This is a genomic window from Aeromonas sp. S15(2024) (assembly GCF_041402265.1).
Lineage (GTDB): Bacteria > Pseudomonadota > Gammaproteobacteria > Enterobacterales > Aeromonadaceae > Aeromonas > Aeromonas dhakensis.
On sequence record NZ_JBGLQY010000001.1, the window covers coordinates 90,545 to 116,406 of the forward strand.

Genomic DNA, 25,862 nt, shown 5'->3' on the forward strand with positions numbered 1-25,862 from the left:
GTGTCGCTCTGGCAGGGGCATTCCCTATGAGACAACCCATGCAGAATGAACCCTGGCAGATCAGCGCTGAGATCGAAGTGACCATCCCGTTCCACGACGTGGACATGATGGCGGTCGCCTGGCATGGCCACTACTTTCGCTACATCGAGTTGGCCCGCTGTGCCCTGCTCGATCTCATCGATTACAACTATCCGCAGATGGAGGCCTCCGGCTACCTCTGGCCCATCATCGACACCCGGATGAAGTACCTGGCACCGCTGCGTTTCGGCCAGCGGGTGCGGGTGCGTGCCACCCTGACCGAGTACCAGAACCGCTTGAAGATCGACTACCTGCTGAGCGACGCCGTGAGCGGCACCCGCACCAGCAAGGGTTACAGCATCCAGGTGGCGGTGAGCAAGGCGAGCGGCGAGATGTGTCTGGCCTCGCCCCAGGTGCTGCTGGACAAGCTGGGGGTGAGCCAATGAACCGGCTGACAAGGCCGCTGCTGGCCGGTCTGATCCTGTTGCTGACATGGCCGCTGCAGGCGGCGCCTCTGAGCCGGGCCGAGGTGCAGCAGCTGCTCGCCCTGAGTCAGGCCAAGGAGGCCCGCTTCGAGCAGGAGAAGCAGGTGGCGGGGCTGAGCCAGCCGCTCAAGGCTTCCGGCGAGCTGCTGCTGGTGCGCGATCTGGGGCTCTGGTGGCAGCAGCAGAAGCCCTTCCCGCTGACCCTTGTCCTGACGCCGACGCGCATGGTGCAGCAGATGGCGGGCCAGCCCGCCACCGTCATCGACAACCCCCAGCTGCTGGAGTTCAGCCAGATGCTGCTGGCGCTGTTCGGCTCGGATGAGGCGACCCTGGGTCGCTACTTCAGCATCGACTTTCACAGCACGGAGGATGGCTGGCAGCTGGTGCTGGTGCCGACCCTGGCGCCGCTCGACAAGGTGTTTGCCAGCCTCACCCTGAGCGGGCAGGGGCAGCTGGATCAGCTGCTTATCGCCGACAAGCAGGGTGACAGCACCCGCATCCGCTTCAGCGACTGGCGCGAGCGCCCCCTGCCATTGACCCCTGAGGAGCAGGCCCGCTTTGCTGTCCACTAGTATCCCGCTGCGCCAGCGAATCGCTCCCGCCGGGACGAGGAGAGCCCACCTTGCTGCACGCTGAAACCACCTGGCGCCGGCTCGGGACCCTCTGGATCGGGCTCTGCCTGCTGCTGGCGGCTGTGCTTGCCTGGCAGCTGCCCCACAGCCGCATCAACACCAGCCTGATGGATCTGCTGCCCCACGAGTCCCGCAGCGATCTGGACCCGGCCCTGCAGCAGGGGCTGCTGCAGCAGCTCGACCGCCAGCTGGTCTGGCTGCTGAGCCTGCCCGCCGGCCAGGACGGGCGCGCGGCCGCCACCTTCTGGGCGCAGCAGCTCGGCGAGCTGCCTGCCTTGTCCCGCATCAAGGGGTATCAGCCCGAGCTGGCCCCCGCCTGGCAGCGCTATCTGCACGAGCTGGCCTGGCAGCGGCTGGATCCGGCAAGCCGGGCCCGGCTTGCCGGGGGGGCCGAGGGGTGGAGCCAGTGGGTGCTCGGCCAGATCTACTCCCCTTTCGGCGGTGTCTCCCGCGCCGAGTGGCAGAGCGACCCTCTGTTGCTGACCCGGGCCGGGGTGCTGGCCGAGGCCCGCGGCCCCATGCAGCTCAAGGAGGGCTGGCTGGTGAGCCGGGACAAGGCGGGGCGCGACTGGTACATGGTGCGCGCCGAGCTGGATCTCTCCGCCTTCGACATCCAGCGCAACCAGGCGCTGCTGAGCGAACTGGCCGGGGCCGAGCAGCGCCTCGCCGAGGCCTATCCCGGCGCCGAGCTGCTGCGCCGCGGCACCCTCTTCTACAGCCAGCACGCCAGCCAGCTGGCCCAGCAGGACATCTCCACCATAGGGCTGGGCTCCATGGTCGGGGTCATCCTGCTCATCTGGGGTGTGTTTCGCTCCACCCGGGCACTGCTGCTCTCCCTGCTGCCCATCGGCGTAGGGCTGATGTGGGGGCTCGGCGCAGTGCTCATCCTGTTTGGCGAGATCCACGTCTTCACCCTGGTGATCAGCAGCAGCCTCATCGGCATCGCCATCGACTACGCCATCCACTTTCTGTGTGAGCGGCGGCTGCACGGCGACGACGAGACACCGCATCAGACCCGGCTCAAGTTGCTGCCGAGCCTGTCGCTCGCGGTGCTGACCACCCTGATCGGCTATGGCCTGCTCTGGTTCGCCCCCTTCCCCGGCTTGCAGCAGCTGGCGGTGTGCGCGCTGGCTGGGCTGTTCAGTGCCTTCATCACGGTGCTTTGCCTGTTTCCGCGCTGGGCCGGCCCGCTGCCGACAAGGCCGCTGCGGGGCCAGCGCTGGTTGCAGGGCTGGCTGCTGGCCTGGCAGCAACGCCCGCTGCTGCGCATCGGTCTGCCGCTCTGCTGCCTGCTGCTGGCTGCCCTCGGCATCAGCCGGTTGCAGGTGGATGACGACATCCGCCGGCTGCAGCCTCTGCCGGTGGCGCTGCAGGGGCAGGAGCAGCGGATCCAGGCCCTCACCGGCCAGCAGGGGGGCATGCAGGGCTTGCTGGTGACGGGAGCGGACGGCGAGCATGCACTGCAACGGCTGGAGCGGCTTGATGGCCGGCTGGCCGAGCTGCAACAGCGCGGTGCGCTGCAGGAGTTCGTCTCGCTTGCCCGCTGGCTGCCCTCGCTGGCACGCCAGCATGAGGATGCCGCCGCCATCCGGGCCCTGTTGCCCGAGGTGGTGAGCCGGCTCAAGGCGGCCGGCCTGCCGCTGCAGCCGCCCGTGCGCGAGCCCCACTGGCTGACCCCGGCCGCCTGGCTGGCCAGCCCGGTCAGCGAGGGGAGTCGCCTGTTGTGGCACGCCCTGGCGGATGGCCGCGTTGCCATCTGGGTGCCGCTGGTGGGGGTGGAAGACGAGAGTGCCCTGACGGCGCTGGCGGCGGCCGAGCCTGGGGTCTACTGGCAGGATCAGCGCAGCCAGTGGAGCCAGCTGTTCGCCCACTACCGCATCAAGCTGGCGGAGCTGCTGTCGGTGGCCATCGCGCTGGTGGCCCTGCTGCTATGGCGGCGGATGGGGGCGGCGCGAGCTGCCCGGGTGCTGCTGGTCAACCTGATTGCGCTGGCCATGGGGCTGGCGCTGCTCGCCGCCTGCGGCCAGCCGCTCACCCTGTTCGGGGTGCTGGCGCTCAGCCTCATCTTCGGCATCGGCATCGACTACGGCCTCTTCTTCGCCCACAGCGGGAGCGGGGTGGCGCGCCAGAGTTCCACCCTGCTCGCCATCCTGCTGGCCAACCTCACCACCCAGCTGGCCTTCGGTCTGCTGGCGCTGAGTCACACCCCCGCCATCGCGGGCTTTGGTCTGGTGCTGAGCGGCGGTATCTTTACCGCCTTCCTGCTCTCGCCCCTGGTACTGGACCGGGTGCGACCGCAGTTGCCGGGGCCACATGGCCGGGAGCCAACCTCATCATGAAAGCCTTGTTCGTGTTCGTCGTCCTGCTGCTGACCGGTTGCAGCAGCCAGCCGACCCCCACCGCCTATCTCGACAAGGGGACCGTCATGACGCTGCCGGCCCCCGTGCTGGCCGCCCCCTTCTATCGCCAGCAACTGCTGACCGCCAGCGTGGGGGAGAGCAACCACCAGCTGATGACGGTGCTGGAGGCCGACGGCCACCAGCTGACCCTGGTGGGGCTGACCCCGAGCGGGGTACGGCTGTTCCTGGTGCGCTATGACCAGCAGGGCATCGAGACCCGCCAGCTCAGCCCGCTGCTCACCAGCGGCATGCCACCGGTGAGCCAGGTGCTGGCGGACGTGATGCTCTGCTACTGGCCGCTGGCCAGCTGGCAACCGCAACTGCCGCCGGGCTGGACGCTGCGTGACGAGGGGCTGCTGCGCCGGCTGCGCGCCCCCGATGGCACTCTGGTCACCGAGATCCGCTATCGCGACGCCGACGGCGTGCGCGAGCCGGTCGGCCTGCTGCAACACGTGTTCAACTACCGCCTGCAACTGGAGACCCTGAGCCAATGAGCTGTTATATCGCCGCCTATGGCCTCGTCTCGGCGCTGGGGACGGGGCGTGATGCCAGCGCCGAGGCGCTGCTGGCCTGGCAGAGAGAGGGCATCAGCCCGCTGGATCGCCACCGGACGCCGCTGCTGGATGGCCGGCTGACTCCGGTCGGGCGGGTGGAAGGGGAGTTGCCGGCCATCCCGGCGGCGCTGGCCCCCTACGCCTCGCGCAACAACCAATTGCTGCTGGCGGCGCTGGCCCAGATCCGGCCCGCCCTCGATGAGGCGCTAGCCACCTTTGGCTGCGACCGTGTCGGCTTGGTGCTTGGCACCAGTACCGCCGGGATCGGCGAGGCCGAGCTGGCGGTGGCCGCCGCCCGGCGCGGGGAGGCCGTGCCCTCCGAGTTTGACTATCGTCAGCAGGAGCTGGGCTCACCGTCGGAATTTCTGGCCCGCCACCTCGGCCTGAGCGGGCCGGCCTGGACGATCTCCACCGCCTGCTCCTCCAGCGCGCGCGCCTTCATCAGCGGCCAGCGGCTGCTGGCGGCCGGACTGGCAGACGCCGTGCTGGTGGGCGGTGCCGACAGCCTGTGCGGGCTCACCCTCAACGGCTTCGACAGCCTGGAGTCCCTCAGCTGTGCGCGCTGCCAGCCCTTTGATGAGGCGCGCCAGGGGATCAACATCGGCGAGGGGGCGGCGCTGTTTCTGTTGAGCCGCACGCCTGCGCCGCTGGCCCTGCTGGGGGCGGGGGAGTCCTCCGATGCCTGGCACATCTCGGCGCCCCATCCAGAGGGTGTCGGCGCCGAGGCGGCCATGCGCATGGCACTGGCCCAGGCGGGCCTGACGCCGGCGCAGGTGGGCTACGTCAACCTGCACGGCACCGCCACCCGCCTCAACGACGCCATGGAGAGCCAGGCGGTGCACCGGCTGTTTGGTGCCGAGGTGCCCTGCAGCTCCACCAAGCCGCTCACCGGTCACACCCTGGGGGCGGCGGGAGCCATCGAGGCCGCGCTCGCCTGCCTGCTGCTGGAGCGCGCTCTGCCGCTGCCGCCCCAGCGGGTGGCCACGGCGGATCCGGCGCTGGCCCCCATCCGGCTGGTGAGCGGCGAGGTGCCACTGGCGGCGCCCCGGGTGCTCTCCAACTCCTTTGCCTTCGGTGGCAACAATGTCAGCCTGCTGTTTGGGAGCGTTCACCATGAATGAGTCAGGTTCACTGCCCGCCATCGAGACCCTGCTGCCCCACCAGGCCCCCATGCTGCTGCTGGACCGGCTCTGCGCGGCGGATGCCCAGCAGGCGCGCTGCGAGACCCGCATCGGTGCCCGCCATGCCCTGCTGCTGGATGGGGAGGGCAATCTGCCCGGCTGGGTCGGCATCGAGCTGATGGCCCAGACCATCGCCGCCTGGGCCGGCATGCAGGGGCGCCTGCGCGGTGAGCCGGTGCGCATCGGCATGCTGCTCGGCAGTCGCAAGTATCGCTGCCTGCGCCCCGCCTTCATGGCCGGCAGCCTGCTCACCATAGAGGCGTGCTGCCTGTTGCAAGACGGCGGCATGGCCAGTTTTGATTGCCGGATCCTGCTGGAGGGGGAGGAGTGCGCCCAGGCGCGGCTCTCCACCTATCAGCCGAGCCCCGGCGAATTGTCCGATTTGTTAGCCTGAGGAAGCTTCATGATCTCTAGCGTATTGGTCACGGGCGCCAGCAAGGGGATAGGCCGCGCCATCGCCCTCAAGCTGGCGGCCGACGGTTTTTCCATCGTGGTGCACTACCACAGCGATCGGGCCGGTGCCGAAGCCACCCTGGCCAGCCTGCAGGCGGCCGGCGGGCAGGGGCGTCTGCTCCAGTTCGACATCGCCGATCGCGAGGGGTGCCGCGCGCGGCTGGAGGCCGACATGGCCGAGCACGGCGCCTATTACGGCGTGGTCTGCAACGCCGGCATCATCCGTGACGGCGCCTTTCCCGCCCTCACCGACGAGGAGTGGGACGGGGTGCTGCACACCAACCTGGACGGCTTCTACAACCTGCTCAAGCCCTGCATCATGCCGATGATCGGCCTGCGCCGGGGCGGGCGCATCGTGACCATCTCCTCGGTGTCCGGGCTGATGGGCAACCGGGGCCAGGTCAACTACAGCGCCGCCAAGGCGGGCATCATGGGGGCCACCAAGGCGCTGGCCCTCGAGCTTGCCAAGCGCAAGATCACCGTCAACTGCGTGGCCCCCGGCCTCATCGACACCGGCATGGTGGACGAGGAGGTGAAGGCGGAGGCGATGAAGATCATTCCGCTCAAGCGGATGGGGCAGGCTGACGAGGTGGCCGGTCTGGTCTCCTATCTGATGTCCGACATCGCCGGCTATGTCACGCGCCAGGTCATCTCCATCAACGGAGGCATGGTATGAAGCGAGTCGTAGTCACCGGCATGGCCGGGGTGACGGCCTTCGGGCAGGATTGGCCGAGTGTGCGAGCCCGCCTGCAGGCGGGGAGCAATGCGGTGGTGAACATGCCGGAGTGGGCCATCTACGACGGTCTCAACACCCGGCTGGCGGCCCCCATTCCGGACTTCACGCTGCCGGCCCACTATCCGCGCAAGAAGACCCGCGCCATGGGGCGGGTCTCGGCGCTTGCCACCGTCGCCACCGAGCTGGCGCTGGCGCAGGCGGGATTGCTGGACAACCCGGTGCTCACCGACGGGCGCACCGGCATCGCCTACGGCTCCTCCACCGGCAGCACGGACCCCATTCGCGCCTTCGGGGTCATGCTCAACGACAAGAGCACCGCCAGCATCACGGCCACCACCTATGTGCAGATGATGCCGCACACGGCGGCGGTCAACACCGGGCTGTTCTTCGGCCTGCGCGGGCGGGTCATTCCCACCTCCAGCGCCTGTACCTCCGGCAGCCAGGGCATCGGCTACGCCTTTGAGGCGATCAAGCACGGCTACCAGACCCTGATGGTGGCTGGCGGGGCGGAGGAGCTCTGCCCGTCGGAGGCCGTGGTATTCGATACCCTGTTTGCCACCAGCCAGATGAACGACAACCCGGAGCTGGCGCCGCGTCCGTTCGACCGACAGCGGGACGGACTGGTGATAGGCGAGGGGGCCGGCACCCTGGTGCTGGAGGAGCTGGAGCATGCGCAGGCGCGCGGTGCCACCATCCTCGCCGAGCTGGTGGGCTTTGCCACCAACTGCGATGCCGCCCACGTGACCCAGCCCCAGCAGGAGACCATGCAGCTCTGCATGGAGATGGCGCTGGCCCAGGCCGGGCTCCAGCCTGAGGATATCGGCTATATCAGCGCCCACGGCACCGCCACCGAGCGCGGCGACATCGCCGAGAGTCACGCCACCGCCGCCATCTTCGGCGACCGCACCCCCATCTCGTCCCTCAAGAGCTACTTCGGCCATACCCTGGGGGCCTGCGGCGCCATCGAGGCCTGGCTGGCGCTGGAGATGATGCAGGAGGGGTGGTTTGCCCCCACCATCAACCTGACCGAGCCGGATCCGGCCTGCGCTCCGCTCGATCACGTGGTGGGCAGCGGTCGCACGCTGGCGGTGGAGTACCTGATGTCCAACAACTTCGCCTTCGGCGGCATCAACACCTCCCTCATCTTCAAGCGCTGGTCCTGAGTGTCGGTGCCCTGCCTGGCAGGGCACCGGTACAGGTTGGGTTTAGCCTTGATGAATTAATATGCCCCCCGTTTTTTTCGGGAGGCATCATGTCTGTGTTATCTGCTTTTTCTTTTTCCACCAAGCGTCTGCGCGTCATTCAGGGCGTTCTGTTATCCACCTTGTTGTGGGCGTTGGCCGCCCCGGCCATGGCCGATGATGAATTTCGGCTGGGCAAGACCATTCTGCTCGGGGTCGGCGATCATCCCGCCATCATCCCCATGCTCGCCTGCCGGCCGACCAAATCCATCATGGTCAAGGCTGGGCGGGAATTAACCCTGGAGCGGGTCAAGGTGTTTTATGGCAATGATCGCAGCAAGACCCTCTATTTCGGCAAGGAGCTGAGAGAGGATCAGGAGTCGGAGTGGAAATCCCTCGGCAGCCGGCTCTGCATCAAGCGGATCGAGGTATACGGCAATTCGGAAGGGAGTCGGGCCGGGGTCAAGGTGTACGGCCGCAAATAAGCAAAGGGCGGGGCAAATCCCCGCCCAGCTTTTATTTCTTCGGGCGAAACGGCTTGATGACGGCCTCGTCGCACTCGAGATAGGGGCCTTCCATCAGATCGATGCAGTAGGGGATGGCGGGGAAGACCGCATCCAGACATTCGCGGATGGACTTGGGCTTGCCCGGCAGGTTGACGATGAGCGAGCTGCCGCGCAGGCCGGCGGTCTGGCGCGACAGGATGGCGGTCGGCACGAACTTGAGGGATTCGGCCCGCATCAGCTCGCCAAAGCCTGGCATCATGCGATCGCACACCGCCTCGGTCGCCTCCGGGGTAACATCCCGCTTGGCCGGCCCTGTGCCACCTGTGGTGACGATGAGGCTGCACCGCTCCTGGTCCGCCAGCCGGATCAGAGTTGCCTCGATCTGCTCCTGCTCGTCGGGGATCACCTCATAAAGGGGTTCCCATTCCGAGGTCAGATAGGCGTTCAGGGTGTCGATGATGGCCTTGCCGGACAGGTCTTCGTAGATGCCCGCACTGGCGCGATCGCTGACGGTGACGATACCGATTCTTGCCTTGCTCATGGTCTGCTCTTGGTTGCCGCGATAAAGTGGCAAATAAAATAACATAATCAGCAAGATATGTTAAACCAGCCAGATCGCGGCGCGAAGGCGAGCGTCAAATGGCAAACTATATTGGCCGCTTCCTTTCAATAAGACATAACATCGGCATATTGCCGTGCCAAAAATGTATAAACGAACCCGCCATCGATATTCAGGAATAATCGCTTGATCCATAACGAATAACCGGGTCGGGTTTTCGCTGCGTCGTCATCTTTTGGCGCAGCTGGAGGGGAAAGCCGGTCTCATGGATTGAACCGCAGCGGGGTTCGGCTTATATAACACCTGAAGCGATTGGTGAAAATATGAACCGATTGTTGTTGTTTGAGTATCACCATGCAGCGGCTGGCCGCGGGAGGGCATATGGAGTTGCCTGATTTTGATACCTTGAAACGGCTGGCGGTGGCGGAGCCCGAGCGGCTCGACGAGTTGCTTCAGCAAGAGATAGAAGGGCTGATAGACAGGGTCAGTCCGCAGCAGCAAATGCGCCTGCGCGGCCTGCAATTTCGCATCGACTGTCAGCGCCAGCTGGCCAAGAACAATATGGACAGCTGCATCCGGATTGCCGCCATGATGCACGACTCCTTTTATTCCATGCGCTGTGAAATGGTTCAGCTCAATAATCCTGATTATGTCGAGCCGCTACCGGAATATAAAGAGAACAATATCCTCTATTTCAGCGATTATTATCGCAAGAAAAAATAATATTATTTCGGGTGAGTTACTTTAATATATTCCCATTATTGTTGGTGGTTTCCGGGTGAAGCTATCTGACTGGCGTTGAACAGTTTGGCGTGATTTGTAATCTATTTGATGTATTTTTGTGTCGCTTTTTATTTTATTTGAGTTTGTTTATTGGCGTGATATGTGTAGATGAACGGCGCCGATAGTTAGGCTAACATGGCGACACTTTTTTAATTTGCTACGACTCGAAGGGATTATGAGAAGTATCACACCAAGGCGGGTGCTGTCGCGGGAACAGCAGACGGAGATCACCCGGATCATCGTCAAGGTGGGCCAGATGCTGGCCCAGTTCGGCGCCGAGAGTCGCATCATAGAGCAGACCACGGTCCGGCTCGGCATGGCGCTCGGGCTGGAGAGCGTCGAGATGGCCATCTCCTCCAGCGCCATCGTGCTCACCAGCCTCTATCAGGGCAGTTGCGTCACCACCACCCGACGGGTGCGCGAGCACGGCATCAACATGCAGGTGGTGTGCGAGATCCAGCGTATCTGCATCATGGCGGAGAAGGATCTGATCGGCGCGCGGGAAGTGCGTCAGCGCCTGGAGGCCATAGTACCGTTTCACTATCACCCCTGGCTGGTGGTGCCCATGGTGGGGCTCTCCTGCGGTGCCTTCAGTCTGCTGTTTGGCGGTGACTGGCCCATCTTCCTGGTGACCTGCTTCTCGGCTTCGGTCGCCATGCGGGCACGCCAGCTGATGGCGCGTCATCACCACAGCCCCCTCATCAATTTTGCCACCACCGGCTTTATCGCCACCCTGCTAGCCTCCAGCGCGACCTTCTTCAACTGGGGGGCCCAGCCCTATCTCGCCATGGCGGCCAGCGTACTGCTGCTGGTGCCGGGCTTTCCGCTCATCAATGCGGTTTCCGACATGGTGAAGGGTTACTTCAACATGGGGCTGGCCCGCTGGGGCACGGCGACCCTGCTCACCATCAGCGCGGCGATAGGGATTATTCTCGCCATGTCGGTGACCGGTATCTGGGGGTGGAAGGTATGAAGAGCTTTGACGTTGTATCGACTCTGTTGCTCGGGGCAAACCGGCTACCCATCAGCGCGCGGAACCATATCGGGATTATTCTCGCCATGTCGGTGACCGGAAGCTGGGGGAGGGTGCCATGATGGATCTGCTCTGGCTGCTGGCCAAGGACGCCTTCTGGTCGGCCATTCCGGCGGTGGGGTTTGCCATGTTGTTCAACGTGCCACCACGGATGTTGAAGTACTGCGCCATGGGCGGCGCCCTGGCTCACAGCCTGCGCACCCTGCTCATTCACCATGGCATGCCCATCGAGTGGGCCACCCTGGCGGCGGCGACCACGGTCGGTTTTGTCTGCGTCTACTGGTCGCGCCGGCTGCTGGCGCCGCGCCCTGTGTTCAGCGTCGCCTCCATCATCCCCATGATCCCGGGCAGCTACGCCTTCAAGGCGATGATCGCGGTGGTGGAGCTCAATATCTCCGGGGTGACCATGGAGCTTATCCAGAGCGCGGTGGAGAACGGCCTCAAGGCGCTGTTTATCGTGGGGGCTTTGAGTTTCGGTCTAGCGATCCCGTCCCTGGTCGTGTATCGTAACCGCCCCATTATATGAATGGTGAAGTGAGAGGCTGATACCGTGAAGATTTCCATGATTGCCGCCGTGGCCCACGATCGCGTGATCGGCAAGGACAACCAGATGCCATGGCATATGCCGGCGGATCTGGCCCACTTCAAGCGGATCACTCTCGGTAAACCGGTGTTGATGGGTCGCAAGACCTTTGAATCCATCGGGCGGCCGCTGCCCGGGCGCCGCAATCTGGTGATCAGCCGCAACCCGGATTACCGGGTTGATGGTGTAGAAGTGATTGATTCTGTTAGTTCTGCATTAGAGTTATTAGGTCGTGAAGACTCAGTGGAAGAACTTATGGTTATTGGCGGCGGGCATCTTTTCGAACAGCTGCTACCTAGGGCAGAACGCCTCTATCTGACTCAGATTGAACTTGAAGTTGATGGGGATGCCCATTTTCCTGTGTTGGATCATACCGACTGGGAACTGCTGGAAGAAGAATCTCATCCTGCGGATGAACGTAATGCTTACCCCTACCGCTTCGAGACCTGGCAGCGGCGCTGACGGCTGGCGGATTGCCCCGGTTGATGAAAGGCCCCTTGTGTTGCACAAGGGGCCTTTTTGCTGTCCGGGACAGGGATTGAATGCCCAGATATAGCGATGTGCCATAGTGTGGACACGGCACACCTCAGGCCTCTATTTCACAGTGGAAGTGAGGCAGCGAATGACAACATTATGGTTAGTGTTGTAACTAAATGTGTTGACCCGCTAATGAGAGACATGTTCCCTCCTTTTCCCTCCCATTATTGCTCTGCTTTTCTCGCGTCACATACCTGTCAATCGTTGATTTTGATGGGATTATATTTATCTGTTCGGTTGGAATGACAGGGTTTCATTACACCTGAGTGCATTTTTATGCCTTAAAATAGTCTTTAAAAATCAATAAATTAAAAATTAATCCTTTTGTTGAGACTCTTATGGTTCTTTTGTTTTTGTTGTTAATTGCTTAGGGTTAAAAGTAATTGGCTCACGTTCGACGGTTTGCCAGGCAGCCCGTCGGCCAAGAAAAAAGGACAATATGACAGTCAAACTCGAGGTCAAATCACTCTACAAAATCTTCGGCGATCAGCCGGAAAAAGCGTTCAAATTGCTGGCCAAAGGCCATGACCGCGCCAGCATACTGCAAAAAACCGGGCAGACCCTGGGGGTCCAGGATGTCAATCTGGCCATCGACGAAGGGGAGATCTTCGTGGTGATGGGCCTCTCCGGCTCGGGCAAATCCACCCTGGTGCGTCTCTTCAACCGGCTGATCGAGCCGAGCCGCGGCCAGGTGCTGATCGATGGCGAGGACATTGCCGCCATCTCCGACAGCGAGCTGCGTCAGGTGCGGCGCAAGAAGATCAGCATGGTATTCCAGTCCTTCGCCCTGATGCCGCACCTGAGCGTGCTGGAAAATACCGCCTTCGGGCTGGAGCTGGCCGGGGTGCCGCTGGCGGAACGTCAGCAGAGCGCCCGCCAGGCACTGCAGCAGGTGGGGTTGGGGCCGTGGATCGATGCCTTCCCCGATGCGCTCTCCGGCGGCATGAAGCAGCGGGTCGGGCTGGCCCGTGCCCTTGCCAATGACCCCGATATCCTGCTGATGGACGAGGCTTTTTCGGCGCTGGATCCACTGATCCGAACCGAGATGCAGGATGAGCTGCTCAAGCTGCAGGCCAGCCAGCAGCGCACCATCGTCTTCATCTCTCACGATCTGGATGAGGCGATGCGCATCGGCGATCGCATCGCCATCATGCAGGACGGCCAGCTGGTGCAGGTCGGCACCCCGGACGAGATCCTCAACCAGCCCGCCAACGACTATGTGCGCGCCTTCTTTCGCGGGGTGGATCTGGCCCATGTGTTCAGCGCCCGCGACGTGGCCAGCCGCAAGCAGATGCCGCTTATCAAGAAGCACACCACCGACGGGCCGGGCAACGCCCTGCGCCAGCTCAAGGAGCAGGAGCGGGAGTTCGGTTACGTGGTGGATCGCCGGCGCCGCTTCATCGGGGTCGTCTCGGTGGAGTCGCTCGGTCAGGCGGTCAGGGCCAAAGGCAGCCTGGAGCAGGCGCTGCTGGCGGACATCCAGCCCATCCTGGCGGACACCGCCCTCAACGAACTGATCAGCCAGGTGGCCTCCGCCCCCTGTCAGGTGCCCGTGGTCGAGGAGGATGGCACTTATCTGGGCCTCATCTCCAAGGCCAACCTGCTGAACACCCTGGACAGGAGTACCCCGGCATGAAGCGGATGAATCCCCATTTTTTACTGAGCGGGCTGCTGGCCCTGGTGCTGCTGGCGAGCCCCTCCCTGCGTGCCGATGAGGTGGCGACCGACCCCTGGGGCGCCACGGCTTCCAGTGCCACCGAGGTGGCCGATCCCTGGAGCGATACCGCCACCGCCGCCACTGACTGGCAGAACAAGATCGAGACGGTGGACACCACAGCCTCAGTCGACTGGCTGGATCCCTTCCAGCAGGCGCTGGTGCCACTGGACAGCTGGGTCGAGGGTGGCATCGGCTGGCTGGTGGAGAACCTGCGACCGCTGTTCCAGCTGATCCGCGCGCCGGTGGAGCTGACCCTGAACGGCATGACCCATCTGCTGCAGACGGTGCCCTCCACCCTGATGATCGGCTTGCTGACCCTGATCGCCTGGCAACTAGTGAACGTCCGCATGGCGCTGGGGACCCTGGCCTCGCTGGTGATGGTGGGTCTGATCGGCGCCTGGTCCGATGCCATGGTGACCCTGTCGCTGGTGCTGACCTCGCTCTTTTTCTGCGTCTTGCTCGGGTTGCCGGCCGGTATCCTGCTGGCGCGGAGCGAGCGACTGTCACGCTGGACCCGGCCGTTGCTGGATGCCATGCAGACCACTCCGGCGTTTGTTTATCTCATCCCCATCGTGATGCTGTTTGGCATCGGCAACGTGCCCGGGGTGGTGGTGACCGTCATCTTTGCGCTGCCGCCCATGATCCGGCTCACCATGCTGGGCATTCGCCAGGTGCCCGCCGATCTGGTGGAGGCGGCCCACTCGTTCGGTGCCAGCCCCTCCCAGCTGCTGTTCAAGGTACAGCTGCCGCTCGCCATGCCCACCATCATGGCCGGGGTCAACCAGACCCTGATGCTGGCGCTCTCCATGGTGGTGATCGCCTCCATGATCGCGGTGGGGGGGCTCGGCCAGATGGTGCTGCGTGGCATCGGCCGGCTCGACATGGGGCTCGCCTCCATCGGCGGCCTCGGCATAGTGCTGCTGGCCATCGTGCTTGACCGCCTGACCCAGGCGATGGGACAGCCGGATCGCAGCCGTACCGGTCGCTGGTATCAGCGCGGCCCCGCCGCCCTGCTGCTGCGCCTGCTCGGTCGCGACAAGCCAATCGATTACAAAGGAGTAAATGCATGAGACTCATCACCAAAAGGCTGACCCTGGGCTCCCTGCTGCTGAGCGCCCAGCTGTTCGGCCCGTTCGCCATGGCCAGCACCGAGCTGCCGGGGGAGGGGGGTCGCGTTCAGCCCCTGCAGAGCTCCTTGCCGGAGGAGAGCTTTCAGACCCTGCTGGTCAGCAAGCTGATGGCGCGCCTCGGCTATGACGTCCTGCCGGCTCAGGAGGTGGACTACAACGTGGCTTACGCCTCGGTAGCACAGGGGGATGGCACTTTTCTGGCCTTCAACTGGATACCGCTGCAGAACAACAAATATGAGCAGGCGGGGGGTGACAAGGTGTTCTTCCGTGAGGGCACCTATGTGGCCGGGGCCGCCCAGGGTTATCTCATCGACAAGCAGACCGCGACCCGCTATGGCATCACCAACCTGGGGCAGCTCAAGGATCCCAAGCTGGCTGCGCTGTTTGACGGGGATGGCGACGGCAAGGCTGATCTCATCGGTTGCAACCCGGGATGGGGCTGCGAAGAGGCGATCAACCGCCATCTGGCCGAGTTCGGGCTGACCCCCACCGTCACCCATAAGCAGGGCAACTATGCGGCGCTCATCGCCGATACCCAGGCTCGCTTCAAGAGCGGCAAGCCGGTGCTCTACTACACCTGGACCCCCTACTGGCTCAGCAGCGAGCTGGTGCCCGGCCGGGATGTGGTGTGGCTGCAGGTGCCTGCCGATGGCCCTGATGCGGCCAAGACCCGGCTGCCGAACGGCAAGAACTACGGCTTCCCGGTCAACACCATGCACATCGTCGCCAACAAGCGGTTCGCCGAGGCCAACCCGGCGGCCGCCAAGCTCTTCTCCATCGTCAAGCTGCCACTCAATGACATCAACGTGCAGAACGGCCTGATGAACAAGGGCCAGAACAAGCCGGCGGATGTGGAGCGTCACGCCGATGCCTGGCTCAAGGGCCACGAGGCGCTGGTAAACGACTGGCTGAATCAGGCGCGCGCCGCCGCCAGGTAATGAGGGGCGGTAGCTCGCTCTTTGCGCAAATAAAAACGCCCGGCAGTTGCCGGGCGTTTTTTATGGGAGCCATGCGGGGGGAACGTCTGGCTCAGATGCCGGAGCCGTCGCTCTCGCCACTCTCCTCGTGCAGGCCGCACTCGCGCTTGAGGCCGAAGAAGCGGGTCTGCTCCTCGCTCATGCCGGGCTCCCACTTGGTGGTGGTGTGCACGTCGCCCACCGACAGGTAACCCTGCTCCCACAGGGGGTGGTAGGGCAGGTCGAACTCCTTGAAGTAGTAGAAGACGTCCTTGTTGCTCCAGTCGATCACCGGCAGGAACTTGAAGTGGCCGCGCTGGATGCCGAGCACCGGCAGCTTGCCCCGGCTGCCTGACTGCTCTCGGCGCAGGCCGGAAAACCAGGTGCGGGCGCCGAGCTCGCTCAGGGCGCGGTCCATGGGCTCCACCTTGTTGAGCTGGTTGTAGCGGGTGATCCCCTCCACTCCCTGCTCCCACAGGAGGCCGAAGCGGGCCTCCTGCCAGGCCGGGGTGAGCGCGGCCCGGTAGATCTTGAGGTTGAGGGCGAGACGCTCGGTCAGCTCGTCGATAAAGCGGTAGGTCTCGGGGAAGAGATAACCGGTATCGGTCAGCACCACCGGCACGTCGGCCCGCTCGCGGCTCACCAGGTGCAGCATCAGCGCCGCCTGGATGCCGAAGCTCGACGACAGCACATGCTCTCCCGGCAGGTTGGTCAGGGCCCAGCGCACCCGCTCGGGGGCGCTCATGGCATCCAGCGCCCGGTTGAGGGGGGCCAGCGCCTCGACCTGCTCCTCCCGGCCCAAGGCCAGCAGGGCGTCGAGGTCGAGCCGACCGTCGGCGGTGCGCGCCAGCCGGGCTGTATCAGTCTGTTCAGGCTGCATAGAAGTCCCTCGCGGAGTCGATGACCGGGGCTATGATGCCGGCGCGAATGACAAAATCGCCGAAGCATTCGTCCGGGTTGCGATCCTTGGCCCAGCGGCCGATCAGGGCGTCCAGTTCGGCCAGGATCTGCGGCTCGGTGATGTTCTCCTGATAGAGGCGCGGGATGCGGGTCCCCTCGAGGTTGCCACCCAGGTGCAGGTTGTAGCGACCCGGCGCCTTGCCCACCAGACCCACTTCCGCCAGCATGGCGCGGCCGCAGCCGTTGGGGCAACCGGTGACCCGGAAGATGATGGCGTCATCCGCCAGCCCATGTTTGGTGAGCAGCCCCTCGATGTCGGTGACAAACGCCGGCAGCATGCGTTCGGCCTCGGCCATCGCCAGCGGGCAGGTGGGCAGGGCCACACAGGCCATGGACTGCTTGCGCTGCTCGCTCACGTCGTCATCCAGCAGGCCGTACTGGCGGACCATGGCTTCGATGCAGGCCTTCTCGCCGGCCGGTACGCCGGCGATGATGAGGTTCTGGTTGGCGGTCAGGCGAAAATCCCCCTGATGCACCTTGGCGATCTCCAGCATGCCGGTCTTGAGGGGCTTGCCCGGGAAGTCCAGCAGGCGGCCGTTCTCGATAAACAGGGTCAGGTGATGCTTGCCGTCGATCCCCTCTACCCAACCGAAGCGATCGCCGCGGCTGGTAAATTCGTAGGGGCGAACCGGCCCAAACTGGATACCGGCACGACTCTCTACCTCGGCCTTGAAGGCCTCGACCCCCACCCGTTCAAGCGTGTACTTGGTCTTGGCGTTCTTGCGGTTGACCCGGTTGCCCCAGTCGCGCTGGGTGCTGACCACGGCGGCCGCCACCTCCAGCACGTGGGAGAGCGGCACGAAGCCGAAGTCGCTCGCCTTGCGCGGATAGGTGGTAGTGTCACCGTGAGTCATGGCGAGACCGCCGCCCACCAGCACGTTGAAACCCACCAGCTTGCCACCTTCGGCGATGGCCACGAAGTTGAGATCGTTGGCGTGGATGTCCACGTCGTTGTGGGGCGGGATCACCACGGTCGTCTTGAATTTGCGCGGCAGGTAGTTGGAGCCCAGGATCGGCTCCTCGTCATCCCCCAGCTTCTCGCCGTCCAGCCAGATCTCCACGTAGGCGCGGGTCTTGGGCAGCAGGTGCTCGGAGATCTTCTTGGCCCACTCGTAGGCCTCCTGGTGCAGCTCGGACTCCACCGGGTTGCTGGTGCAGAGCACGTTGCGGTTCACGTCGCCAGCGGTGGCGATGGAATCGATGCCGGTGCTGTTGAGGGTCTGGTGCATCAGCTTGATGTCGCGCTTCAGTACCCCGTGGAACTGGAAGGTCTGGCGGGTGGTCAGGCGGATGCTGCCGTACAGGCTGTGTTCCTCGGCAAACTTGTCAATCACCAGCCACTGGGCCGGGGTGATGATGCCGCCGGGCAGGCGGGCGCGCAGCATGACGTTGTGCAGGGGCTCCAGCTTCTGGGCGGCGCGCTCGGGGCGAATGTCGCGGTCATCCTGCTGATACATGCCGTGAAAGCGGATCAGCTGGAAGTTGTCGCCGTTGAAGCCGCCAGTGAGCGGGTCCTTGAGATCCTGCTCTATGGTGCCGCGCAGAAAGTTGCTCTCGCGTTTCAGACGTTCGTTGTCGGCCAGCGGTCCTTCCACCGGTCCTGGAATAACTTGTTTGCTCATCAATAGACATCCCTTTGATAACGTTTGGCACGACGCAATTCGCTCAGATACTCTTCTGCTTCCTCACGGCTCTTCTGGCCATGTGCGGCAATCACATCCAGCAGGGCTTCCTGCACATCTTTGGCCATGTGGTTGGCGTCGCCGCACACATAGAAGTGAGCGCCTGCTTCCAGCCACTGGTAGAGCTCGAGCCCCGCCTCGCGCAGGCGGTTCTGCACATAAATCTTGTTGGCCTGATCCCGGCTGAAGGCCAGGGAGATCTTCGACAGCAGGCCCGACTTCACATAACGCTGCCACTCCACCTGATAGAGGAAATCCTGGGTAAAGTGGGGGTTGCCGAAGAAGAGCCAGTTCTTGCCGTCGGCCCCTTGCGCTTCCCGCTCCTGCAAGAAGGCCCGGAAGGGGGCGATGCCGGTGCCCGGGCCCACCATGATGACGGGGGTATCGGGGTTAGCAGGCAGGCGGAAGTTGTCGTTGTGCTCCACGAATACCCGCACCTCGGCATCTTCCGGCAGACGGTCCGCCAGATAGGAGGAGGCGGCGCCGCTGCGCACTGTGCCGTCTTCCTGCGGGTAGCGCACCACGCCGACGGTCAGGTGCACCTCTTCCTCCACCTCGCTCTGGCTGGAGGCGATGGAGTAGAGGCGGGGAGTGAGCGGGCGCAGCAGGCCCATCAGCTGTTCGGCTGTGAGCGCGGTCGGGAAGCGCTTGAGCACATCCACTACCTGGGCGCTGGCCACCAGCGCGTTGACCTGGGCCTTGTCACTGGCCAGATCCTTGAGCGCCGCGTTATCCGAGATCTCTGCCAAGCCGGTGATAAAGCCGCCGTGCAAGCGAGTCAGCTCCAGCTCGCGGCTGAGCACCTCGCGCAGGCTGCCGCGGGCGGTGGCCTCGTCGCCGGAGAGATGAGCCAGCGCCAAGACCTCACCGACCAGGTCGGCATCGTTGTCAAACCAGATGCCCAGCGCATCCCCCGGCTGGTAGCGGATGCCGGACTCTTCGAGGCTGATCTCGATATGGCGGATATCCTTGGTCGAGTCGCGACCGGTGATCTTCTGGTTGACCGAGAGCCTGGCCGGGAAGGGGTTCTCCTTGCTGTACTGGCTGTGGCCGACAGCCTGCTGTACCGCGCTGGCTACGCTGCTGCCGGCAGGGCCGGCAGAGAGGGTGGCGGCGATGGCGTTGAGCGCCTGTTCGCCCCATGCCTTGGCGGCATCCTGATAATCCACGTCCAGGCTGGCGAGTTCATGCACCCGATCGGCGCCGGCCTTGGTCAGCAGGCTGTCAAAGTCCTTGCCGGTCTGGCAGAAAAATTCATAGGAACTGTCACCCAGCCCCAGCACGGCGAACTTGAGCCCTTCCAGCTTGCCAATCTTGCCCTTCTTGAGCTGCTCGTACAGATCGACCGCGCTCTCCGGCGGTTCACCCTCCCCGTAAGTGCTCACTACCACCAGCAGGTGGGTCTCTTTCTTGAGCTGCTTGGGTTTGTAGTCCGCCATGGAGGTGAGGGTCACCGGCAGGCCACGGGCCTCGGCCTGCGCCTTGATGGCGCTGGCCACGCCCTTGGCGTTGCCGGTCTGGGAGCCGTAGAGAATGGTCAGATTGCCGCTAGGGGCAGTGGCGGCTGCGCCGGTCACGGCCGGCTGGCTGCCCGCCTGGGAGAGACCGTAGAGATAACCGCTCACCCAAGCAAGTTGCTGGGTGTTGAGGGTCGATAGCGCCTGGCTCAGCAGTCGTTGCTGCTCGTCAGAGAGGGGAGTCAGGTTGGTCAGGGAGTCCTTCAATTGCATCACACACGTCTTCCATGGTCTGATTTTTGGTCAGGTTAAGGGGTGTGATGGATAACAACAAAGAATAAAAATGTCTTTTTTATTCTATTACTGCATTAAAAAAGGCGATGGAGAGGGCCGCAAGGCGACGCAGGTCGACAGGGTTCTCATGGTATAAAGGGCGATGAATGAGCCCGTATTACCCACACAGGAAGCGTGAATGTCGATCATCAGCTTGTTTCATGTCAATGCCTTCAGCCGGCACCCCTTTGGCGGCAACCCGGCGGTGGTGGCGCTGGGGCCAAGCCAGCCGGATGCCACCCTGCTGGCCATGGCGGCCGAGTTCAACCAGTCGGAGACCGCCTTTCTGGTGCCTTTGGGCCGGGCCCGCTACCAGTTGCGCTGGTTTACCCCCGAGCTGGAAGTGGATCTCTGCGGTCACGGCACCCTGGCGGCGGCCCATGTGTTGTGGCAGACGGGGGCGGTGGCTGAGGATGAGGTCATTGGCTTCGAGACCCGCAGCGGCGAGCTGCTGGCCCGGCGCGAAGGGGAGTGGATCTGGCTCGATTTCCCGCGCATTGCCCCGGTGCCGCTCGTTCTGGATCCCGCCTATATGGCTGCGGTCGGTTGCCGGCCGCTGCAAACCCTGGCGGCCGGCGCCAAGTTCTTGCTGGAGCTGGCCTGCGAGGAGGAGGTCCGCGCGCTCAGCCCAGATTTTCAGGCCCTGCGCGCGCTGCCCGGTCGCGGCCTGATGGTGACGGCGCCCTCGCGCGATCCGGACCATGACTTCGTCTCCCGCTACTTCGCCCCCTGGGTCGGGGTAGACGAGGATCCGGTGACCGGCTCCAACCACTGCGCTCTGGTGCCCTTCTGGGCCGAACGGCTAGGCAAACAGCAGCTGCGGGCCCGCCAGATCTCGGCCCGGGGTGGGGAGCTGCGGCTTGAATTGCAGGGAGATAGGGTGCTGATGGCCGGTCAGGCCGTCACCTTGTGGCAGGGGGAGTGGCTGCTGCCACCAGCCTCATAAGCGCGAGACTGACGGCGGCTTGAGCGTTCGCCACACCGGTTTGTGCCTACCATAAAAAACGCCCCGCAGTGGCGGGGCGTTTTGATTGTCATGGACGGCAGCAGTGCTGTTGCGGCCCTGTTTCTGCGGCGCTTACTTTTGTGGACGCAGAGCCGGGAACAGGATGACGTCGCGGATGGTGTGGCTGTTGGTGAACAGCATCACCAGACGGTCGATACCGATACCCTGACCGGCAGTCGGCGGCAGACCGTGTTCCAGCGCGGTGACGAAGTCGGCGTCGTAGAACATGGCTTCGTCATCGCCGGCGGCTTTCTGGTCAACCTGAGCCTGGAAGCGCTCGGCCTGATCTTCCGCATCGTTCAGCTCGGAGAAGCCGTTGGCCAGCTCGCGGCCACCGATGAAGAATTCGAAGCGGTCGGTGACGTCCGGGTTCTGGTCGTTGCGACGGGCCAGCGGAGAGACGGCGGCCGGGTACTCGGTGATGAAGGTCGGTTGCAGCAGCATGTGCTCCACGGTCTCTTCGAAGATCGCGGTGATCACGTGGCCCAGCTCCCAGCTCTTCATCAGCTCGATGTGCAGGTGCTTGGCGACGGCGGTGGCCTTCTCCAGGGTCGCCAGATCGTCACGGGTCACATCCGGGTTGTACTTCAGGATGGAGTCAACCATGGAGAGGCGCTGGAACGGCTGACCGAAATCGATGGTCAGGCCCTCTTCGCCCTCTTTGGCGTAACGGATCTTGGTGTCGCCCAGAATGTCTTGCGCCAGGGTGCGCAGCATCTCTTCGGTGAGATCCATCAGATCGATGTAGTCGGCGTAGGCCATATAGAACTCGAGCATGGTGAACTCGGGGTTATGGCGAACGGAGATACCTTCGTTACGGAAGTTGCGGTTGATCTCGTAGACACGCTCGAAGCCACCGACCACCAGACGCTTCAGATAGAGTTCAGGAGCGATACGCAGGTACATGTCGATGTCCAGCGCATTGTGGTGGGTGATGAACGGACGGGCAGAGGCGCCACCCGGGATGACCTGCATCATGGGGGTTTCCACTTCCATGAAGCGCTTGTCGTTCAGGAACTTGCGGATACCGGCCACGACCTTGGTACGGGTCACGAAGGTCTTGCGGGACTCTTCGTTGGCGATCAGATCCAGGTAACGCTGACGGCAGCGGGCTTCCTGGTCGGTCAGACCCTTGTGCTTCTCGGGCAGCGGGCGCAGGGCCTTGGTCAGCAGGCGAATGTCGGAGACGTGAACGGAGAGTTCGCCTGTGTTGGTGCGGAACAGGGTACCTTCGACACCCACGATGTCGCCCAGATCCCACTTCTTGAACTGCTCGTTGTAGAAGCCTTCCGGCAGGTCGTCACGGGTGACGTAGACCTGGATCTTGCCTGCCATGTCCTGCAGGGTGGCGAAAGACGCCTTGCCCATGATCCGGCGGGTCATGATGCGACCGGCAATCTTCACCCGTTTACCCAGTGCGGCCAGCTCGTCGGCGCTCTTGTCGCCAAACTCGGCGTGCAGATCGCCGGAGAGGTGGTCACGACGGAAGTCGTTGGGGAAGGGGTTGCCCTGGGCGCGCAAGGCGGCCAGCTTGGAACGACGCTCCTGCATCTCGTTGTTCAGTTCGAGAGTTTGGTCGACTTCCGGAGTGGTGGTTTGTTCAGACATGGTGATTCCTGCTGTTCTGTTTTTTTACAGGCCTGACTTCAGGCTAGCTTCGATAAACTTGTCCAGATCGCCGTCGAGTACCGCCTGGGTGTTGCGGGTTTCGACGCCGGTACGTAGATCCTTGATGCGCGCATCATCCAGCACATAGGAACGGATCTGGCTGCCCCAGCCGATGTCGGACTTGGTCTCTTCGAGGGCTTGCTTCTCGGCATTCTGCTTCTGAATTTCCAGCTCGTAGAGCTTGGCTTTCAGCTGCTTCATACACTGATCTTTGTTTTTGTGCTGGGAACGATCGTTCTGGCACTGTACCACGACCCCAGTAGGAATGTGGGTAATACGTACCGCGGATTCGGTCCGGTTGACGTGCTGACCACCGGCGCCGGAGGCACGGTAGACGTCGATGCGCAGGTCGGCCGGGTTGATCTCGATGTCGATGTCATCGTCGATCTCGGGGTAGACGAACACGGAGCAGAACGAGGTGTGGCGACGACCACCGGAATCGAACGGTGATTTGCGCACCAGACGATGCACGCCGGTCTCGGTGCGCAGCCAGCCGAAGGCGTACTCACCGGTGAACTTGATGGTGGCGGACTTGATGCCGGCCACGTCGCCTTCGGAGCATTCGATGAGCTCGGGCTTGTAGCCGTGGGCATCGCCCCAGCGCAGGTACATGCGCAGCACCATGTTGGCCCAGTCCTGGGCTTCGGTACCGCCGGAGCCGGACTGGATGTCGATGTAGCAGTCGGAGGGATCGTGCTGACCGGAGAACATGCGGCGGAACTCGAGGTCCACCAGCTTGGACTCCAGCACGTCGGCTTCGGCCACGGCTTCGTTGAAGGTATCTTCGTCTTCGCCTTCCACGGCCAGCTCGACCAGCATGGCCACGTCGTCAGCACCCTGGGTCAGGGTGTCGATGGTGCCGACCACGTTTTCCAGCGCGACGCGCTCCTTGCCCAGCGCCTGTGCGCGCTCGGGTTCATTCCATACATCCGGCTGTTCCAGCTCGGCGTTGACCTCTTCTAGACGCTCTTTCTTGGCGTCATAGTCAAAGGTACCCCCTAAGCAGCTCGGTCCTCTCAGACAGCTCCTTAAGCTTGTTTAATACAGGATTGACTTCAAACATCGTGAAAACTCTCGGGGTCGATGTGATTTAAAAACGGGATATTCTAGCCAATTGTGGAAGGAATAAACAGGGTCGGCTGTCCTTGTGCGTGCCCGGTAGTCAATTTCTGGTGCAGTTTTCCCCAACTCGGTGGAAAATATCGCCCACCGCCCCATTTTCCGGTTCAGTTTTGTGCCGACGGGTCGTTAATAACTACGCAGTGCTGTGCACTTTTTGGGAAATCCTGTTCCTGACCTCCATAAGAAGAACGCATGATGAAAAATCTATCACTCAAGCAGAAGATACTGTTGTCAGTGGTCATCGCCCTCTCGCTGGTGATCCTGCTGCTCTCCTGGCAGAGCTATACCAGCCAGAAGTCCCTGTTGCTGCAAGGCAGTCAGGAACAGGTGCAGCGCCTCGGCAACCAGCAGGCCGCCAGCGTCAGTGACTGGCTCGCGGCCCGTCGCGACGTCATTCAGGCGCTCGGCAACAAGGCCGGTGCCGAACCCCTCAACGCCCTGCAACAGGCGCAAGTCTCCGGCCGCTTCCAGCTCACCTACTTTGGCGAGAGCAGCGGCAAGATGAATGACTCCGATCCCTCCATCAATCGTGACGGTTACGATCCCCGCTCCCGCGGCTGGTATCAGGAGGCGATGGGCAAGGGCGGCATGATCGTCACCAAGCCTTACCTTGACGTGGCCTACAACATCATGGTGGTGACCCTGGCCCAGCCGGCGCAGGGTGGCGTGGTCGGTGGCGACCTCTCCATCGCCTCCCTGGTGGAAGACGTCACCAAGATGAAGCTGCCGGCCGACGGTTTCGCCATCATGATGCACAAGGACGGCACCGTCATCGCCTACAAGGACGCGGCCAAGGCGATGAAACCGGCCACCGAGATCGACAACGATCTGACCAATGCCCTGATCGAACAGAGCAAGACCAGCAACAGTCTGGTGCCGGCCTACTTCGACGGCGAAGGGCGCGACAAGCTGCTGTGGGCGGTGGATATCCCAGACACCGACTGGGAGCTGGTGCTGGTGCTGGACAAGGAGACCCTGGAGGCGCCGCTCTCTTCCCTGCTGATGACCCAGCTCGGCCTGGCCCTGCTGGTGCTGGTGGGCAGCATCCTCGCCATCTCCTGGCTGGTCAGCCTGCTGCTCGGCCCGCTCGGCAAGGTCTCCCAGGCCCTGGCCCGCATCGCCGACGGTAACGGCGATCTGACCCAGCGCATCAAGATCGACACCAACGACGAGGTGGGTCAGCTGGCCAACAGCTTCAACCGCTTCGTCGGCAGCCAGCACCAGCTGATCGGCAACATCCGCCAGCTGGCCAACGAGCTGAACGCCGATGCCGAGCGCAGTCTGGTGACCAACCAGGCCGCCGTGGACGAGCTGCAGCGCCAGCAGCAGGAGGTGACCATGGTCGCCACCGCCGTCACCGAGATGGCGAGCGCCACCATGGAGATCGCCGGCAACGCCGAGAACACTGCCGCCGCGGCCCAGCAGTCCGCCCAGAGCAGTGAGCAGGGCAAGATGCTGGTGAACCAGACCCGTCAGTCCATCAACGGTCTGGCCGAGGAAGTGGGGCAGGCGACCGAGGTGATCGGCGAGCTGAGCCGCCACGCCCAGGCTATCTCCGGCATCCTCTCCACCATTCAGGGCATCGCCGAGCAGACCAACCTGCTGGCGTTGAACGCCGCCATCGAAGCGGCCCGTGCCGGTGAACAGGGTCGCGGTTTCGCGGTAGTGGCGGACGAGGTGCGGGTGCTGTCGCGCCGTACCCAGGACTCCACCCAGGAGATCCAGTCCACCATCGAGACCCTGCAGCAGACCACGGCCCGTGCGGTTAGCCTGATGCAGACCAGCCAGGGGCTGGCGGACAACAGCGTGAAAGACGCCGATGCCGCCGCCGCTGCGCTCGAAGAGATCACCCAGGCAGTCAGCCTCATCTCCGACATGGCGGGCCAGATCGCCACGGCCGCCGAGGAGCAGACCCAGGTGACCGGCGAGATCACCCAGAACACCACCGCCATCAAGGATGTGAGTGACGAGATCACCGCCGCCGCCATGCGCGATCTGGATCAGGCCGAGAGTCTCAAGGGGCGGGCCACCGACCTGAACAAGCAGGTCTCGACCTTTATCCTGTAAGTGCTTGAACGCGGCGAACACGGCCGCCATGACCAAGCCCCGCACTCTGCCGAGTGCGGGGCTTTTTGTTTATGGGTCTCGCCACGGCTATCCATGAAGGAAGTGGTGCAGAGAAGCTGGCGAG

24 protein-coding genes are annotated in these 25,862 nt (G+C 63.5%); 18 read left to right on the forward strand and 6 right to left on the reverse strand.

What is annotated here, in order from left to right; genetic code table 11:
- The first annotated feature begins 38 nt into the window (after positions 1-38).
- From ACB033_RS00445 to ACB033_RS00485, 9 genes are all read left to right on the forward strand, one after another.
- Complete coding sequence (locus ACB033_RS00445; RefSeq protein ID WP_042007467.1) at positions 39-464, forward strand: thioesterase family protein; 426 nt, start codon at positions 39-41, stop codon at positions 462-464.
- Positions 461-1,075: an outer membrane lipoprotein carrier protein LolA gene (locus tag ACB033_RS00450; protein ID WP_139723894.1), complete on the forward strand. Its 615-nt coding sequence runs from the start codon at positions 461-463 to the stop codon at positions 1,073-1,075. Before ACB033_RS00445 ends, ACB033_RS00450 begins: the two co-directional genes overlap by 4 nt.
- A 50-nt stretch (positions 1,076-1,125) precedes the next feature.
- Positions 1,126-3,474, forward strand: coding sequence for an MMPL family transporter (locus ACB033_RS00455; RefSeq protein WP_139723892.1), 2,349 nt, complete (start codon positions 1,126-1,128; stop codon positions 3,472-3,474).
- Entirely contained in the window at positions 3,471-4,028 is a 558-nt protein-coding gene (locus ACB033_RS00460; RefSeq protein WP_094696049.1) for a DUF3261 domain-containing protein, read from the forward strand. Before ACB033_RS00455 ends, ACB033_RS00460 begins: the two co-directional genes overlap by 4 nt.
- Positions 4,025-5,209, forward strand: a complete 1,185-nt coding sequence (locus ACB033_RS00465; protein ID WP_139723890.1) for a beta-ketoacyl-[acyl-carrier-protein] synthase family protein — start codon at positions 4,025-4,027, stop codon at positions 5,207-5,209. Before ACB033_RS00460 ends, ACB033_RS00465 begins: the two co-directional genes overlap by 4 nt.
- Complete coding sequence (locus ACB033_RS00470) at positions 5,202-5,663, forward strand: hotdog family protein (RefSeq protein WP_005297949.1); 462 nt, start codon at positions 5,202-5,204, stop codon at positions 5,661-5,663. The genes ACB033_RS00465 and ACB033_RS00470 overlap by 8 nt, the downstream gene beginning before the upstream one ends.
- 9 nt (positions 5,664-5,672) lie before the next feature.
- Entirely contained in the window at positions 5,673-6,398 is a 726-nt protein-coding gene (locus tag ACB033_RS00475) for a 3-ketoacyl-ACP reductase FabG2 (RefSeq protein WP_010633053.1), read from the forward strand.
- Positions 6,395-7,621, forward strand: coding sequence for a beta-ketoacyl-ACP synthase (locus tag ACB033_RS00480; RefSeq protein WP_139723888.1), 1,227 nt, complete (start codon positions 6,395-6,397; stop codon positions 7,619-7,621). The genes ACB033_RS00475 and ACB033_RS00480 overlap by 4 nt, the downstream gene beginning before the upstream one ends.
- 164 nt (positions 7,622-7,785) lie before the next feature.
- Positions 7,786-8,124, forward strand: a complete 339-nt coding sequence (locus ACB033_RS00485; protein ID WP_017781065.1) for a DUF2541 family protein — start codon at positions 7,786-7,788, stop codon at positions 8,122-8,124.
- Positions 8,125-8,155: 31 nt separating this feature from the next.
- Here the strand turns inward: ACB033_RS00485 and mog are convergent, their stop codons facing one another.
- Complete coding sequence (gene mog, locus ACB033_RS00490; protein WP_017766389.1) at positions 8,156-8,686, reverse strand: molybdopterin adenylyltransferase; 531 nt, start codon at positions 8,684-8,686, stop codon at positions 8,156-8,158.
- A 399-nt stretch (positions 8,687-9,085) separates the two neighbouring features.
- On the opposite strand from mog, the gene ACB033_RS00495 reads away from it, so the two are divergent.
- The 7 genes from ACB033_RS00495 (at position 9,086) to proX (ending at position 15,425) form a co-directional block, all read left to right on the forward strand.
- A complete protein-coding gene (locus tag ACB033_RS00495; protein ID WP_005297955.1) occupies positions 9,086-9,427 on the forward strand; it encodes a DUF3135 domain-containing protein in 342 nt (113 codons plus the stop codon).
- Positions 9,428-9,662: 235 nt separating this feature from the next.
- Positions 9,663-10,460, forward strand: a complete 798-nt coding sequence (locus ACB033_RS00500; RefSeq protein ID WP_005297956.1) for a threonine/serine exporter family protein — start codon at positions 9,663-9,665, stop codon at positions 10,458-10,460.
- A 118-nt stretch (positions 10,461-10,578) separates the two neighbouring features.
- Complete coding sequence (locus ACB033_RS00505; RefSeq protein WP_005297957.1) at positions 10,579-11,046, forward strand: threonine/serine exporter family protein; 468 nt, start codon at positions 10,579-10,581, stop codon at positions 11,044-11,046.
- Between the two features lie 24 nt (positions 11,047-11,070).
- On the forward strand, positions 11,071-11,565 hold the full coding sequence (gene folA, locus ACB033_RS00510; RefSeq protein ID WP_017784135.1) for a type 3 dihydrofolate reductase: 495 nt from the start codon (positions 11,071-11,073) through the stop codon (positions 11,563-11,565).
- Between the two features lie 514 nt (positions 11,566-12,079).
- Positions 12,080-13,276 carry a glycine betaine/L-proline ABC transporter ATP-binding protein ProV gene (proV, locus tag ACB033_RS00515; protein ID WP_139723883.1) on the forward strand — a complete coding sequence of 399 codons (1,197 nt, stop codon included), beginning with the start codon at positions 12,080-12,082 and terminating at the stop codon, positions 13,274-13,276.
- Positions 13,273-14,427: a glycine betaine/L-proline ABC transporter permease ProW gene (gene proW / locus ACB033_RS00520; RefSeq protein WP_139723881.1), complete on the forward strand. Its 1,155-nt coding sequence runs from the start codon at positions 13,273-13,275 to the stop codon at positions 14,425-14,427. Before proV ends, proW begins: the two co-directional genes overlap by 4 nt.
- A complete protein-coding gene (proX, locus tag ACB033_RS00525) occupies positions 14,424-15,425 on the forward strand; it encodes a glycine betaine/L-proline ABC transporter substrate-binding protein ProX (protein ID WP_139723879.1) in 1,002 nt (333 codons plus the stop codon). Before proW ends, proX begins: the two co-directional genes overlap by 4 nt.
- Positions 15,426-15,516: 91 nt before the next feature.
- On the opposite strand, the gene ACB033_RS00530 is transcribed toward proX, so the two are convergent.
- Genes ACB033_RS00530 through ACB033_RS00540 form a run of 3 tightly spaced genes read right to left on the reverse strand, consistent with a single transcriptional unit; the run spans position 15,517 to position 19,815 of the window.
- Positions 15,517-16,323, reverse strand: a complete 807-nt coding sequence (locus ACB033_RS00530) for a phosphoadenylyl-sulfate reductase (protein WP_139723877.1) — start codon at positions 16,321-16,323, stop codon at positions 15,517-15,519.
- Positions 16,313-18,025, reverse strand: a complete 1,713-nt coding sequence (cysI, locus tag ACB033_RS00535; RefSeq protein WP_139723875.1) for an assimilatory sulfite reductase (NADPH) hemoprotein subunit — start codon at positions 18,023-18,025, stop codon at positions 16,313-16,315. The genes ACB033_RS00530 and cysI overlap by 11 nt, the downstream gene beginning before the upstream one ends.
- Entirely contained in the window at positions 18,025-19,815 is a 1,791-nt protein-coding gene (locus ACB033_RS00540; protein ID WP_162519781.1) for an assimilatory sulfite reductase (NADPH) flavoprotein subunit, read from the reverse strand. Before ACB033_RS00540 ends, cysI begins: the two co-directional genes overlap by 1 nt.
- Before the next feature lie 199 nt (positions 19,816-20,014).
- Here ACB033_RS00540 and ACB033_RS00545 point away from each other — a divergent pair, with 199 nt between their 5' ends.
- On the forward strand, positions 20,015-20,821 hold the full coding sequence (locus ACB033_RS00545) for a PhzF family phenazine biosynthesis protein (protein WP_139723870.1): 807 nt from the start codon (positions 20,015-20,017) through the stop codon (positions 20,819-20,821).
- A 132-nt stretch (positions 20,822-20,953) separates the two neighbouring features.
- Here ACB033_RS00545 and lysS read toward each other — a convergent pair whose 3' ends face one another.
- Both lysS and prfB read right to left on the reverse strand, forming a co-directional pair.
- Positions 20,954-22,489 (reverse strand): lysine--tRNA ligase, encoded by a 1,536-nt coding sequence (lysS, locus tag ACB033_RS00550; protein WP_139398153.1) that lies wholly within the window; start codon positions 22,487-22,489, stop codon positions 20,954-20,956.
- Between the two features lie 24 nt (positions 22,490-22,513).
- Positions 22,514-23,612 (reverse strand): peptide chain release factor 2 gene (prfB, locus tag ACB033_RS00555; protein WP_099358782.1). Its coding sequence is split into 2 segments (ribosomal slippage): positions 22,514-23,536 and positions 23,538-23,612, totalling 1,098 coding nucleotides; the frame shifts between segments, so codons are not numbered across the junction.
- A gap of 254 nt (positions 23,613-23,866) precedes the next feature.
- Between prfB and ACB033_RS00560 the strand changes: the two genes are divergently transcribed.
- A complete protein-coding gene (locus tag ACB033_RS00560) occupies positions 23,867-25,738 on the forward strand; it encodes a methyl-accepting chemotaxis protein (RefSeq protein WP_017780299.1) in 1,872 nt (623 codons plus the stop codon).
- Positions 25,739-25,862: the final 124 nt, after the last annotated feature.

Bases quoted from the DNA above. Each gene is read 5' to 3' on its own strand.
- ACB033_RS00445 (WP_042007467.1), top strand. From the start codon at position 39: ATGCAGAATGAACCCTGGCAGATCAGCGCTGAGATCGAAGTGACCATC.
- ACB033_RS00450 (WP_139723894.1), top strand. From the start codon at position 461: ATGAACCGGCTGACAAGGCCGCTGCTGGCCGGTCTGATCCTGTTGCTG.
- ACB033_RS00460 (WP_094696049.1), top strand. From the start codon at position 3,471: ATGAAAGCCTTGTTCGTGTTCGTCGTCCTGCTGCTGACCGGTTGCAGC.
- ACB033_RS00465 (WP_139723890.1), top strand. From the start codon at position 4,025: ATGAGCTGTTATATCGCCGCCTATGGCCTCGTCTCGGCGCTGGGGACG.
- ACB033_RS00470 (WP_005297949.1), top strand. From the start codon at position 5,202: ATGAATGAGTCAGGTTCACTGCCCGCCATCGAGACCCTGCTGCCCCAC.
- ACB033_RS00475 (WP_010633053.1), top strand. From the start codon at position 5,673: ATGATCTCTAGCGTATTGGTCACGGGCGCCAGCAAGGGGATAGGCCGC.
- ACB033_RS00480 (WP_139723888.1), top strand. From the start codon at position 6,395: ATGAAGCGAGTCGTAGTCACCGGCATGGCCGGGGTGACGGCCTTCGGG.
- mog (WP_017766389.1), bottom strand. From the start codon at position 8,686: ATGAGCAAGGCAAGAATCGGTATCGTCACCGTCAGCGATCGCGCCAGT.
- ACB033_RS00495 (WP_005297955.1), top strand. From the start codon at position 9,086: ATGGAGTTGCCTGATTTTGATACCTTGAAACGGCTGGCGGTGGCGGAG.
- ACB033_RS00500 (WP_005297956.1), top strand. From the start codon at position 9,663: ATGAGAAGTATCACACCAAGGCGGGTGCTGTCGCGGGAACAGCAGACG.
- ACB033_RS00505 (WP_005297957.1), top strand. From the start codon at position 10,579: ATGATGGATCTGCTCTGGCTGCTGGCCAAGGACGCCTTCTGGTCGGCC.
- proV (WP_139723883.1), top strand. From the start codon at position 12,080: ATGACAGTCAAACTCGAGGTCAAATCACTCTACAAAATCTTCGGCGAT.
- proW (WP_139723881.1), top strand. From the start codon at position 13,273: ATGAAGCGGATGAATCCCCATTTTTTACTGAGCGGGCTGCTGGCCCTG.
- proX (WP_139723879.1), top strand. From the start codon at position 14,424: ATGAGACTCATCACCAAAAGGCTGACCCTGGGCTCCCTGCTGCTGAGC.
- ACB033_RS00530 (WP_139723877.1), bottom strand. From the start codon at position 16,323: ATGCAGCCTGAACAGACTGATACAGCCCGGCTGGCGCGCACCGCCGAC.
- cysI (WP_139723875.1), bottom strand. From the start codon at position 18,025: ATGAGCAAACAAGTTATTCCAGGACCGGTGGAAGGACCGCTGGCCGAC.
- ACB033_RS00540 (WP_162519781.1), bottom strand. From the start codon at position 19,815: ATGCAATTGAAGGACTCCCTGACCAACCTGACTCCCCTCTCTGACGAG.
- ACB033_RS00545 (WP_139723870.1), top strand. From the start codon at position 20,015: ATGTCGATCATCAGCTTGTTTCATGTCAATGCCTTCAGCCGGCACCCC.
- lysS (WP_139398153.1), bottom strand. From the start codon at position 22,489: ATGTCTGAACAAACCACCACTCCGGAAGTCGACCAAACTCTCGAACTG.
- ACB033_RS00560 (WP_017780299.1), top strand. From the start codon at position 23,867: ATGAAAAATCTATCACTCAAGCAGAAGATACTGTTGTCAGTGGTCATC.